The organism is Streptomyces sp. NPDC043685, assembly GCF_056436585.1.
In genome coordinates, this window is sequence record NZ_JBWKCH010000006.1 from 462212 (window position 1) to 474403 (window position 12192).

Sequence of the window (12192 nt, forward strand, 5' to 3'; positions counted from 1 at the left end):
CACTATGAGCGCGTGGAGAAAGTACGACTTCTCGTCGTCGACGACGACCCGCCCATCGCCGACCTCGTCGCGACCGTCGCCCGCTACGAGGGCTGGGAGGCGGTCACGGCGTACACCGGCGAGGACGCGCTGGTGCGGGCCGCCGAGTTCCACCCGGACATCGTGGTGCTCGACCTGATGCTGCCCGGCGTGGACGGCTTCGGCGTCCTGGACCGGCTGCGCGCCTGCGGCACGATGGTGCCGGTGGTGTTCCTGACCGCGCGCGACGGCGTCGCCGACCGGGTCGCCGGGCTCACCCGGGGCGGGGACGACTACCTGGTCAAGCCGTTCGCCGTGGAGGAGCTGATGGCCCGGCTGCGGACCGTGCTGCGGCGCAGCGCCGGACCCGCCTCCCAGCGGTCCGTGCTCCGGGTCGGCGACCTGACGATGGACGAGGACACCCGCGAGGTGCGGCGCGGCGACCGGCTGCTGTCGCTGACCCCGACCGAGTACGAGGTGCTGCGCTACCTGCTGCGCAAATCGCCCACCGTGCTCACCAAGGCGCAGATCCTCGACCACGTGTGGGAGTACGGCTTCGGCGGCCGCTCCAACGTGGTCGAGCTGGTCGTCAGCCGGCTGCGCCGCAAGCTCGACGAGACCGACGACGGCGGCACGCCGCTCATCCACACCGTGCGCGGTTTCGGGTACGCGCTGCGGCAGGCCGCCGAGTGATCGCCCGCCTGCGACGGGCCTACCGGGGGATGAGGCTCGGCACCCGGCTGGCCCTCGGACTGGGCGCCCTGTCCCTGGTGGTGTTCGCCGTCGTCGGCACGGCCCTGACCACGTACATGCGGGACTATCTCCGCGCCCAGCTCGACACCCAGCTGGCACAGGCCCAGATCGCGCAGTCCAAGTCCATCGCGGACTACGGCACGCTGTCCGGCAAGAAGTACTACAGCTGGTTCTACGCGGTGTACGACGTGCCGGACGGCAGACCGGAGCTGCGCACGCCCGAGGACCCGGCCGACCTGCCGAAGGACGTGGACGACTTCACCTCCCTGGCCCGGGCGCAGACCGCCGCGCACACCGAGCTGCTGCGCACCGAGCACCTCGCGGGCGCGGGCACCTACCGCCTGCGTGCCTGCCAGGTGGAGCGCGGGGTGGTCCTGGTCAGCGCCGCGCCCATGGACGACATCGAGGACACGGTCGGGCGGCTCATCGCCATCCAGGTCGTCGCCTTCGGGCTCGCGCTGCTGGCGCTTGTCGTCTTCGGACGCCGGATGCTGCGCCGGGGCCTGAAACCGCTCAGCGACATGGCGTCCACCGCGCACGGCATCGCCTCGCACGACCTGACCGAGTCGGCGGCCCGGCTGCCGCTGCGGGCGGACGGCCGGGACGGCGGGCCCGAGGTGGACGAACTGCGCACCGCCTTCAACACGATGCTGGAGCACATCGACGACTCCCTCGCCGTGCGCGCCGAGGCCGAGCAGCGGCTGCGCCGCTTCGTCGCGGACGCCTCGCACGAACTGCGCACCCCGCTGATGTCGGTGCGCGGTTACGCCGACCTCTTCCAGTACGCCGCCGCCAACGCACCCGAAGAACGCGACCGGCACCTGGCCCGGCTGCGCGCCGAGGCCGCCCGCATGGGCGTCCTCCTGGACGACCTGCTGCTGCTCGCGCGACTGGACGCGGCGGAGGTGGAGGCGCCGCTGCGGCTGCGGGACGCCGATCTGGTGGAGCTGGTCGGCCAGGCCGCGGACGCCTTCCGCGCGGGCCGCCCCGACCACCCGCTGACGGTCCTCGCGGGCCCCGGCCCGGTGCGGCTGCCGATGGACCCGCTGCGCATCCGGCAGGTCCTCGACAACCTGCTGACCAACGCCGCCGTGCACACCCCGGCGGGCACGAAGGTGTCGGTGGAGGTGGCCGTGGCGCCGGGCGTGGCCGAGGTGCGGGTCACCGACACAGGGCCGGGCATCCCGCCCGACGACCGGGCCCGGGTCTTCGACCGCTTCTACCGCGTCGACAAGGCCCGCAGCCGCGACCGCGGCGGCAGCGGACTCGGCCTGGCGGTCGCCCGGTCGCTGGTCCGCGCCCACGGCGGCCGCGTCGAGCTGGACAGCGCGCCCGGAGCGACGGTGTTCACCGTGCGCCTGCCGATGGGTGACGTACGCCCCGCGGACCGCTGAGAGGCGCCCTTTAGACTCGTCCGGAAACAGCCCGTACGACCATGGCCAACGCTTCCGCCAACCCGAAGGGCTCCGGCGCCTTGATACGGATCGAATCAGTCACCAAGCGCTATCCGGACGGCACGGTGGCTGTCGACCGGCTCTCCCTGGAGATACCCGACCGCTCGATCACCGTCCTCGTCGGCCCCTCGGGCTGCGGCAAGACGACCACCCTGCGGATGATCAACAGGATGGTCGAACCGAGTGAGGGAAGGATCCTCCTCGACGGCGAGGACATCCAGCGCCGGCCCGTCACCACCCTGCGCCGGTCCATGGGTTACGTCATCCAGAACGCCGGCCTCTTCCAGCACCGCACGATCCTCGACAACATCGCCACCGTGCCCCGCGTGCTCGGCTGGGGCAAGCAGAAGTCCCGGGCGCGGGCGGCCGAACTGATGGAGCGTGTGGGCCTGGACACCGCCCTCGCCAAGCGGTACCCGTACCAGCTGTCCGGCGGCCAGCAGCAGCGTGTCGGCGTGGCCCGGGCGCTCGCCGCCGACCCGCCCGTGCTGCTCATGGACGAGCCGTTCTCCGCGGTCGACCCGGTCGTGCGCAAGGGACTCCAGGACGAACTGCTGCGCATCCAGGACGAGTTGGGCAAGACCATCGTCTTCGTCACCCATGACATCGACGAGGCGATCAAACTCGGCACGATGGTCGCCGTGCTGCGCGAGGGCGGTCACCTCGCCCAGTACGCGCCCCCGGCCGAGCTGCTGTCCCACCCCGCCGACGCCTTCGTCGAGGACTTCCTCGGAGCCGACCGCGGCATCCGGCGCCTGTCGTTCTTCCCTTCAGCCGAACTCCCCCTGACCAGCGCCCCGGTGATCCCGGTGGACGCCGGCGCCGAGCAGATCGCCGCCTCCGGCGCCCCCTGGCTGCTGGTCACCGACGCCGAGGGCAGGCCGCTGGGGTGGGCCGAGGCGCGCGACCTGACGGCCGGTGACATCGACCCCGGCCGGCTCCTGCCGCACGGACGGCCCTTCGTGCCCGGCACCGACTCCCTGCGGGCCGCCCTCGACTGCGCGGTGCTCTCCCCGGCCGGCTGGGCCGTCGCCGTCGACGACACCGGGCGGGTCACCGGCGTGGTCTCGCAGGCGACCATCGGCGAGGCGATCCGCAGCGCCCACGCCGCCGGTCACGCCGACAAGGCCGAGGTCGCCTCGTGAACGGCTTCTTCGACATCCCGAGCGACCTCCAGCACAGCTACGCCGGCCTGATCGGACTCCATCTGCGCGAGGCCCTGCTGCCCGTGCTGGCCGGTCTGCTGCTCGCCCTGCCGCTCGCCCAGCTGTGTGTCCGGTTCCGCTGGCTGTACCCGCCCGTGCTCGGCGCCACCACCGTCCTGTACGCCGTCCCGTCGCTGGCCTTCTTCGTGGTCCTCATCGACTACACCGGCCAGACCGAGCTGACCGTGATGATCCCGCTGGCCGTGTACAGCCTGGTGGTGCTCGTCCCGGCCATCGTCGACGGGGTGCGGTCCGTGCCCCAGGAGACCCTGGCCGCCGCCACCGCCATGGGCTTCGGACCCGTACGCCGTTACGTCCAGGTGCAGTTGCCCATCGCGGTGCCCGCCATCATCGCCGGGCTGCGGGTCGCCACCGTCTCCAGCATCTCCCTGGTCAGCGTCGGCACCCTCATCGGCAACCAGGGCGCCCTCGGCAACCTGCTCGCCGACGCGCAGAAGTACGACCGGCCCGAACTCGCCGTGAACTCCGTGATCACCACGGCCGTCCTGGCCATCGCCTGCGACGCCCTGCTGGTGCTGCTGCGCGTCGCGCTGACCCCCTGGATGCCCAGCGGCACCCGCGGCCGCCCGAAGCCGGGCACACGGCAGAAAGCGCCCGCCGCCCCCCAGGACGTGGTGACCCGGTGAACGTACTGAACTTCGTCAACGCCTTCTTCAGCGACGGCGCCCACTGGCACGGCTACGACGGCATCCCCCAACGGCTGCTCGAACACGTCCAGTACTCGCTTCTGGCCCTGGCCCTCGCCGCCGCCATCGGCCTGCCCGTCGGCCTGCTGACCGGGCACACCGGGCGCGGCGGCAACGCCCTCGCCTTCATCGCCACCGCGGCCCGGGCGCTGCCCAGTTTCGGGCTGCTGGTGCTGATCGTCATCGTCATGGGCTTCGGGCTGCTGCCGGTGATGATCCCCCTCGTCGTCCTCGCGGTGCCGCCGATCCTGGTGACCACCTACGAGGCCGTCCGCACCGTCGACCCCGCTCCGGTGGACGCCGCGCGCGGCATGGGCATGCACGAGTCGAGGATCCTCTTCCAGGTCGAACTGCCGGTCGCGCTGCCGCTGATCCTCAGCGGTCTGCGCTCGGCGGCCATCCAGATCGTGTCGACGGCCACCATCGCCGCGTACGTCAGCCTCGGCGGCCTCGGCCGGTACATCGTCGACGGGCTCTACCAGCGCGACTACGAGAAGGTCGTCGGCGGCGCGACCCTGGTCGCCGTCCTGGCGCTCGTCACCCTGGCGCTGTTCTGGGTCGCGGGCCGGGTGGCCGTGTCGCCCGGGGTCCGCCGACGCTGAGCCCCGACAGGCGATGGACAAACCGTGACCAGGACGCCCTTGACTGATCACAAAGCGGCTGGATTGGATCGTCGAATGACTTCTACCGCGAAGAGCAGCAGGTCCAGGACGAGGCACACCAGCGCGGCGGCCGTCGCGCTCGCCGCCACCGCGGCGCTGCTCGCGGGCTGTTCGTCCGGCGACTCCGGCGACAACCCCCTGGAAGGCGAGAAGGCGAAGGCCGGCACCGTCGTCGTCGGTTCCAATAACTTCGCCGAGAGCACCCTGCTCGCCGACATCTACGGCGAGGCACTCAAGGCCAAGGGCATCGAGGTCACCTACAAGCACAACATCGGCAGCCGTGAGACGACGTACGGCCTGATGAAGAACGGCTCCGTCACCGTGCTGCCGGAGTACAACGGCTCGCTGCTGGCCTACCTGGACCCCAAGGCCGAGCAGAAGTCCGCCGAGGCGGTGAACGAGGCCGCCAAGGCCAAGCTGGACAAGAAGCTGACGCTGCTTCGGTCGTCGTCGGCCGAGAACAAGGACTCGGTCAGCCTCAACTCCGAGACCGCGAAGAAGTACAAGCTCACCTCCTCCTCCACCCTCGCGGACCTCAAGGAGGCCGCCCCGGACCTGGTGATCGGCGGTTCGCCCGAGTTCCAGACCCGGCAGCAGGGCCTCAAGGGCCTGAAGTCCGTGTACGGCCTTCAGTTCAAGTCCTTCAAGGCGCTCGACGCGGGCGGCCCGCTGACCCAGGCGGCGCTGACCCGCAACACCGTCCAGGCCGCGGACGTCTTCACCACGGACCCGACCATCGTGAAGGAGAAGTTCGTCGTTCTGAAGGACCCGGAGAACCTCTTCGGGTTCGCCAACGTGACCCCGCTGGTCAACAAGAGCGGCCTTCCGCGGAAGGGCGTCGACACCCTCGACGCGGTCTCCGCGAAGCTGGACACGAAGACGCTGCTGGAGCTGGACGCGCAGGTGCAGCTGGAGAAGAAGGACCCGCTGGACGTGGCGACGGCGTGGCTGAAGTCGGCGGGCCTGGCCTGAGCCGGCCGCCCGTCACGATGCGGTAACGGGCACGGGCGGATCCGCGGGGGACCGAACGCGGGCCGGTGGTGGGGCGTCACAGGACAAAACCCCGTCCCGGCCCCGCGTTCCCCTGGGAGAGCCATGCGTACCGACAGGACCCGAACCGCCCGTCTGCTGCTCGTCCTCGCCCTGTCCGCCACCGCGGCCGGCGCCGTCGCGGGCTGCGGCCGCGCGGAGGACGGCGGCGGCCGGCCGGCCCCGCCGGCGCGGGACGACGACCGCGCCCGCGAGGTCGCCGCTGCCTGGGACGGCTCCCGGGCGGCCGCGCGGTGGCACCGGGGCTTCCACCCGGTGGCCCCGCTCGTCCAACCGCCCGCGGAGGGCCTGCGCGGCGACGACCGGCGCGCCTACGCGACCGGCACCTTCGACCTGCGGGCGCCCCTTCCCTCCGCCCGTGACGACAGCGGCCGGGTGACGTGGCGGGACGGGCAGTCGCTCACCGGGCCCCTCATGACGGCCGACGAGGCCTACCGGGCCCTGGACCGCGACAGCGGCCCGGGCCCCCGACTGACCGTCACCAAGGCCGAGTTGGGCGACATGACCGTGCTCACCGCCCGCGGACCGGCGACCGTCCCGGCCTGGCTGTTCACGCTGAAGGGCTACTCCGGCCCGCTGAAGCGGGCCGCGGTGAGCCCCTCCGGACAGCCCGAGCCGCCCATCGGGCCGCTCGGAGCGGACGTGCCCACGGACGTGCTGGCGCCGCTCGGCGGCCTGCTGAAGACGGCGCCGGACGGCCGGTCCGTCACCGTGGTGGCGCACCACGGCTCCTGCGACGACGGCCCCGTCGTGGCGGCTCTGGAGACGAACGGCAGCGTGGTGCTCTCCGCCGCCGTGACGGGCGCCGACGACGGTCCCTGCACCGGCGAACTGCGCCTCGAGAAGGTCACGGTGAAGCTGGAGCGGCCGCTCGGCGACCGCGTCCTCCTGGACGCGTTCACGGGCCGGCCCGTGCCGTACACCGAGTCGCCCGGCGCCGCTCCCGGCCGAAGCTGAACCGTTCCGCCTCAGGTCTGCGCCGCCGACGCGATCAACTGGTCGATCAGGGCGATCAGCACGTCACGGCACGACTCCCGGTCCCGGGCGTCGCACAGCAGCACCCGCACGTGCTCCGGCAGCGCGAGCGCCTCCCGGATGTCCTCGGGCGGGTACGGGTGCTCGCCGTGGAAGCCGTTGACCCCGACGACGAACGGAATGCCCCGGCGCTCGAAGAAGTCGATCGCGGCGAAACTGGAGTCGGGTCTGCGGACGTCGACCAGGACCACCGCCCCCAGCGCGCCGAGCGCCAGGTCGTTCCACATGAACCAGAACCGCTGCTGTCCGGGCGTGCCGAACAGGTACAGCACCAGCTCCCGGCTGATGGTGATCCGGCCGAAGTCCAGGGCCACGGTGGTGGCCCGCTTCTCCTCGATGCCGTCGAGGTCGTCGACGCCCAGACCGGCCATGGTCAGGGGTTCCTCGGTGCGCAGCGGGACGATCTCGCTGACCGACCCGACCAGGGTGGTCTTGCCCACGCCGAAACCCCCGGCGATGAGGATCTTGACCGTGTCGGGGGCCGAAGACGCGTCAGTGGCAAGGTCAGAGCCGGCCAAGGCCGTCCCTCACTTTCTGCAGCAGGTCCAGGTCGGGGGTGGTGCGGGTCACGAGGCGGGGCGGGCGGACGGTGATCCGGCCCGCCTCCAGCAGGTCGCAGAGCAGGATGACGACCACGCTCACCGGCAGGTCGAGCCGTGCGGCCAGCTCCGCCACGGCGAGCGGCTCGGCGCACAGCCGGAGGATCCGGGTGTGCTCGGGCTGGCACCGGGCCGCCGCGGCGGGCGGCGGATCGACCGCCGTGACCGTCGAGATGAGCGTGAAGTCGGCGCGGCTGGGCCGGGTCCTGCCACCGGTCAGCGCGAACGGTCTGACCAGCCGGCCCGCCGCATCACCCCCGCTCACCTCACACGCCTGGGTCGACGACGGGTCCGGCCACGCCCCGCGGTGCCGCGCTCAGGTGCTCGCCGATCTTCTTCACCAGCATGTTCATCTGATACGCCACCACCCCGACGTCCGCGCCCGGACCGGTCAGCACGACCAGGTGCGCGCCGGGCCCGGCGGAGGTCAGGATCAGATAGCTGTTGGCCATCTCGATGAGCGCCTGGCGCACCGGACCGCCCCGGAAGTCCATGCTGACGCCCTTGCTGAGGCTCATCAGACCGGACGCGGTCGCCGCGAGCCGCTCGGCGTCGTCGCGCAGGAAGCCGGTGGACTTGCTGACCACCAGGCCGTCCTCGGAGAGCACCACGGCCTGGTTCACGTCGGCGACCCGCTCCACGAGTCCGGTCAGCAGCTGGTCGAGCTGGGTGTGCGTGGCGGGGATGGGGCGTGTCATTGCGGTGTCCTTCGTCAGCGGTCGGCGGGCGGAGTCGAGGGGACGGGATCGGCGGCGGCCTGCCGGGCTACCGCGGCCGCCTGCGGGTCGTGGGGCGGCTCGGCGTCGTCGTCACGGGCCCGGAGCGTGCCGCGCTGGAAGCCGGCCAGGGAGGACGCGGCGGCCTCCGCGGTGAAGTCGTCGTAGGCGCCGTCGGCGGCGGGCGCGGGCTCCTCGCGCAGCTCCTCCACCAGGCTGGTCTGCGGCACCCTGCGGGGCAGCGGGGTCAGTCCGTCCCGGCGGGAGACGACCTCGCGGGCGGCGGACGGGGCGGCGGAGGCCGTGCGGGCCGTGACGAGGGGCCGCGGCTCACGGGCGGACACGGCGGCGCGGTCGGCTCCCGCCGATGCCCCGGCGCCCCCGGGTGCCTCGCTCCGCCCGGCGTCGCCCGCACCCCGTCCGTCCACCGCGACCAGCTCCTCCCGGGAGGCGTCGGCGTCCTTCGCGCCGCCGCCGCTGCCGTCGCCGCCGGGAGTCTCCCGCACCACGATCTCGTGCGGGAGCAGCACGATGGCCGTGGTCCCGCCGTACGGCGACGAGCGCAGGGTGACGGCGATGCCGTGCCGGTGGGCCAGCCGGGCGATCACGAACATGCCGAGGCGCAGGTCGTCGGCGAGCGCCACCACGTCGAACTGCGGGGGCACGGCCAACTGTTCGTTGAAGGACGTGTAGTCCTCCTCCGACATGCCGAGGCCGCGGTCCTCCACCTCGACGGCCAGGCCCTTGGCCACCATCCCGGCCCGCACCGTCACGGGGCTCGGGGCGGGTGAGTACGCGGTCGCGTTGTCGATGAGCTCGGCCAGCAGATGGATGACGTCCGCCACCGCGGGCGGCGCGACGCACACCTCCTCCTCGGTGAGCACGTCCACCCGCTGGTACTCGGCGACCTCCCCGACCGCGCTGCGCAGGATGTCCATCAGCGCGACCGGCTCGCTCCAGCTGCGGCCGGGCCGTTCACCGCTGATGATGACGAGGTTCTCCTCGTAGCGGCGCAACTGGCTCGCCGTGGAGTCCAGTTCGTACAGGCCCTTGAGGATGTCGGGGTCGGAGTGCTCGCGCTCCAGCGTGTCGAGTTTGCTCAGCTGGAGGTTGACCAGGTTCTGGCTCTGCCGTGCGATGCCCAGGATGATCTTCTGGAAGCCGCGCCGGGTGTCGGCGAGTTCGACGGCGGTGTGCACGGCCGTGCGCTGGGCGGTGTTGAACGCCCGGGCCACCTGGCCGAGTTCGTCGTGGCCGTAGTCCAGCTCGGTCGTCGCCGACTCCGGGTCGACCGTCTCACCCCGCTCCAGCCGCGCCACCACGTCGGGCAGCCGCTCCTGCGCGAGGCTGACGGCGGCCCGGCGCAGGCCGCGCAGCCGCCGGGACAGCGAGCGGGTGATCCGCCAGGACATGACGACGCACACCAGCAGCGCGAGCAGTCCGCCCGCACTGAGCAGCGCGGCCTTGAGCAGCAGGGCGTCCGCCTTGTCGGCGCTGCGCTCCAGCAACCCCGTCGTCTGCTGCTGGATGAGGCCCGCGTACTGCTCGGACAGCTTGTCCATGGCGGCCGACCACCGCCGGTGCGCGTCCGGCAGGGCGATCCGGTCGGCGTCGGACCCGGAGTTGCGCGCGGCCAGCACCTGGTCCTCGACGGACTGCAGCGTCTGCCACTCGCGGCCGGCCAGGATCCGCTCGGTCTGCGCCTTCGCCTCGCCCGTCAGCTGCGGCACGACCTGGTCCTGGACCAGCCAGCGCCGCGTGTTCACCAGCTCCGTGAACTGCGTCCACGTCTTGTCGTCCAGATACCCGGACGGCCACGCCAGGGTGAGCTGCGCGTCCTCCTGGGAGACCAGTTCCGCGGCGTGCTCCAGACCGACCAGCGGGCCCGCCTGCGACGTGAGGTCGCCGTCGTCGACCTGGGACAGCTCCTGGAAGGCGTGGATCTGGTCGTCGATGATCGAGGAGTACTGGTCCAGCGCCTGCTGCGCGGTGATGTCCGTCGGGTCGTCCACCTGGTCCCGGTAGTACTCCAGGCTGCCCACCGACCCGAGCACCGAGTACAGGCGGTCGGATATGCGCGAGGGCGCCCTCTCGATCGCGTCGGCCTGCCCGACCAGCTTGGCCACCGCCTTGTCGGTCTGCGCGCGCTGAGCGTCGAGGGCGGCCCGGGAGCCCTTCGACGAGGCCAGCCAGGCGGCCGACAGGCTGCGCTCCCGCTGGAGCGCGAGCGTCGCGTCGGTGCCCATGGCACCGGTCGACCGGCTCAGTTCCGTCTGGTCGCGCAGCCTGAGGCCCTCCGAGAACATCTGGATCGTCGTCACGCCCCACATGCCGGCGAGGGTGACGCCCGGCACGAGGGCCAGGAGCACCAGGGAGAGGCGTATGGAACCGAGACGGCGCCGGGCACCTGTCCGTCGAGACATCGTCGTCCTAGGGCGTTCAGCGGGGAGCGAGGAAGGGGAAGGCGGAGCGGTATGGGGGGTGTGTGGGGGACGGGCGCGGGGGTGGTGCCTTCCCTGGTACGGCACATGGGATGCGCAGGATGTTATCCGTACAAGTGGACGTACGGGCCGGGCCTGACCGAAACTTTGGCGACACCCTCACGGGAAGGGCCCGGTCACCGGGTCCCGGCGGCCGCGAACCGTGCCACGGAGGACACGTTCGACCTGGTCACGAAGGCGGGACCGGTGAGCACCGGCGCCGTCCCGCCGCCGCTGACGTTGCCGTTGGTCCGGTACAGCCACAGGGCGTCCACCGCGAGATAGCCCTGCAGATACGGCTGCTGGTCCACGGCGAACTGCACCTTGCCCCTCTGGACCGCCTTGACCAGGTCCTTGTCGAGGTCGAAGGTGGCCACCTGGGCCTTGCCGCCGGCCTGCTCGACGGCCTTGACGGCACTGAGCCCGTACTGGGCGCCCAGCGTGACGACTTCGTCGATGCTGGAGTCCTGCCGCAGCCGGGAGGCGATCGCGGCGGTCACCGCGTTCATGTCGCTGCCGTCCACGTACAGGTTGTCCGTGGTGCCGCGGAACGTCTTCCTGATGCCGGCACAGCGGGCCTCCAGCGCCACGTTGCCCCGCTCGTGCACCACGCACAGGGCGTGCTCGGCGCCGAGGCCGTCCAGCTTGTCGCCGACGGCCCGGCCCGCGACGGACTCGTCCTGGCCGAAGTACTCCAGAAGTCCCGTCGGACGCCAGGCGTCGATGCCGGAGTTGAGGCCCACGACGGGTATGCCGGCCGCCTTGGCCTGGGCGACCGGGCCGCGCATCGCCGCCGGCTTGGCCAGGGTCACCGCGATGCCGTCGGCCTTGTCACGGACCGCGTCCCGCACCAGATCGGCCTGCGCGGCCGGATCCGCGTCGCTGACGTACGTCAGGTCGACGCCGTCCTTGGCGGCCGCCGTCTCGGCGCCCTTGCGCACCAGGTCCCAGAAGGCGTCGCCCTTGCCCCCGTGTGTCACCAGGGTGACCTTCATCCCGCCCGGCCCGCTCGCCGTGTCCGCGGTGCCGTCGGCCGCGCCGAAGGCCGAGCAACCGGAGACGAGCAGGCACAGGGCGGACGCCACGGCCGCGAGGCGGACGCGTCCGGCGGAAGTGGGCGGCGGGGGAGGAGTGTTCATGAGGAGCGGACCTCGCTGTGCGGCCGAGCAAGAGCAGGGTGAGAGTGCGGGCGGACCGCAGGGTGTGCACCGACCGGATGACTCTCGCTGGCCCGGAGCCAACCGTGTGTGACCACCGGTCGTCAAGTGAGCAGCCACGTGCCGTGAGGTGCCGCTGCCGCATCGTGATGATCTGTCCGACCTGTCGAACGGATGGCGTCGAGGAGCCTCTCACCTCGGCTTTCCGTACCGTCCATGCGGTTCGGGCGCTGCGTGCGGATCGGTGCCGCCGCCGGGTCCACCCCGGGCGATCGGCCCCGGTGCGACCCGTTCCGCCCCGGGACGCCTGCCTACACTGGTGCGCGCGCGGGACGGTGGACGGCCTCGCGGGACGA

12 protein-coding genes are annotated in these 12192 nt (G+C 72.2%); 7 read left to right on the forward strand and 5 right to left on the reverse strand.

Annotated elements, in window-relative coordinates:
* Positions 1 to 12: 12 nt before the first annotated feature.
* From AC0665_RS21965 to AC0665_RS21995, 7 genes are all read left to right on the forward strand, one after another.
* A complete protein-coding gene (locus tag AC0665_RS21965) occupies positions 13 to 711 on the forward strand; it encodes a response regulator transcription factor (RefSeq protein WP_478510384.1) in 699 nt (232 codons plus the stop codon).
* On the forward strand, positions 708 to 2165 hold the full coding sequence (locus AC0665_RS21970) for a sensor histidine kinase (protein ID WP_478604021.1): 1458 nt from the start codon (positions 708 to 710) through the stop codon (positions 2163 to 2165). The genes AC0665_RS21965 and AC0665_RS21970 overlap by 4 nt, the downstream gene beginning before the upstream one ends.
* Positions 2166 to 2245: 80 nt before the next feature.
* Complete coding sequence (locus AC0665_RS21975) at positions 2246 to 3370, forward strand: ABC transporter ATP-binding protein (protein WP_468404779.1); 1125 nt, start codon at positions 2246 to 2248, stop codon at positions 3368 to 3370.
* Positions 3367 to 4077 carry an ABC transporter permease gene (locus AC0665_RS21980; RefSeq protein WP_478510381.1) on the forward strand — a complete coding sequence of 237 codons (711 nt, stop codon included), beginning with the start codon at positions 3367 to 3369 and terminating at the stop codon, positions 4075 to 4077. The genes AC0665_RS21975 and AC0665_RS21980 overlap by 4 nt, the downstream gene beginning before the upstream one ends.
* Positions 4074 to 4739 (forward strand): ABC transporter permease, encoded by a 666-nt coding sequence (locus AC0665_RS21985; protein WP_478604016.1) that lies wholly within the window; start codon positions 4074 to 4076, stop codon positions 4737 to 4739. The genes AC0665_RS21980 and AC0665_RS21985 overlap by 4 nt, the downstream gene beginning before the upstream one ends.
* Before the next feature lie 75 nt (positions 4740 to 4814).
* Positions 4815 to 5771 (forward strand): ABC transporter substrate-binding protein, encoded by a 957-nt coding sequence (locus AC0665_RS21990; protein WP_468403002.1) that lies wholly within the window; start codon positions 4815 to 4817, stop codon positions 5769 to 5771.
* A gap of 123 nt (positions 5772 to 5894) precedes the next feature.
* Positions 5895 to 6806, forward strand: a complete 912-nt coding sequence (locus tag AC0665_RS21995; protein ID WP_478705627.1) for a hypothetical protein — start codon at positions 5895 to 5897, stop codon at positions 6804 to 6806.
* Between the two features lie 11 nt (positions 6807 to 6817).
* On the opposite strand, the gene AC0665_RS22000 is transcribed toward AC0665_RS21995, so the two are convergent.
* From AC0665_RS22000 to AC0665_RS22020, 5 genes are all read right to left on the reverse strand, one after another.
* Positions 6818 to 7402 (reverse strand): GTP-binding protein, encoded by a 585-nt coding sequence (locus AC0665_RS22000; protein ID WP_363119012.1) that lies wholly within the window; start codon positions 7400 to 7402, stop codon positions 6818 to 6820.
* Positions 7389 to 7748 carry a DUF742 domain-containing protein gene (locus tag AC0665_RS22005; RefSeq protein ID WP_363119013.1) on the reverse strand — a complete coding sequence of 120 codons (360 nt, stop codon included), beginning with the start codon at positions 7746 to 7748 and terminating at the stop codon, positions 7389 to 7391. The genes AC0665_RS22000 and AC0665_RS22005 overlap by 14 nt, the downstream gene beginning before the upstream one ends.
* Before the next feature lies 1 nt (position 7749).
* Positions 7750 to 8181 (reverse strand): roadblock/LC7 domain-containing protein, encoded by a 432-nt coding sequence (locus tag AC0665_RS22010; protein WP_010034179.1) that lies wholly within the window; start codon positions 8179 to 8181, stop codon positions 7750 to 7752.
* Between the two features lie 14 nt (positions 8182 to 8195).
* On the reverse strand, positions 8196 to 10622 hold the full coding sequence (locus AC0665_RS22015; protein WP_478604009.1) for a sensor histidine kinase: 2427 nt from the start codon (positions 10620 to 10622) through the stop codon (positions 8196 to 8198).
* 194 nt (positions 10623 to 10816) lie between these two features.
* A complete protein-coding gene (locus tag AC0665_RS22020) occupies positions 10817 to 11818 on the reverse strand; it encodes a substrate-binding domain-containing protein (RefSeq protein WP_478604006.1) in 1002 nt (333 codons plus the stop codon).
* Positions 11819 to 12192 lie beyond the last annotated feature (374 nt).

Excerpts from the sequence above, each read along its gene's own strand:
- AC0665_RS21990 (WP_468403002.1), top strand. The coding sequence starts at position 4,815 with ATGACTTCTACCGCGAAGAGCAGCAGGTCCAGGACGAGGCACACCAGC.
- AC0665_RS21995 (WP_478705627.1), top strand. The coding sequence starts at position 5,895 with ATGCGTACCGACAGGACCCGAACCGCCCGTCTGCTGCTCGTCCTCGCC.
- AC0665_RS22010 (WP_010034179.1), bottom strand. The coding sequence starts at position 8,181 with ATGACACGCCCCATCCCCGCCACGCACACCCAGCTCGACCAGCTGCTG.
- AC0665_RS22015 (WP_478604009.1), bottom strand. The coding sequence starts at position 10,622 with ATGTCTCGACGGACAGGTGCCCGGCGCCGTCTCGGTTCCATACGCCTC.
- AC0665_RS22020 (WP_478604006.1), bottom strand. The coding sequence starts at position 11,818 with ATGAACACTCCTCCCCCGCCGCCCACTTCCGCCGGACGCGTCCGCCTC.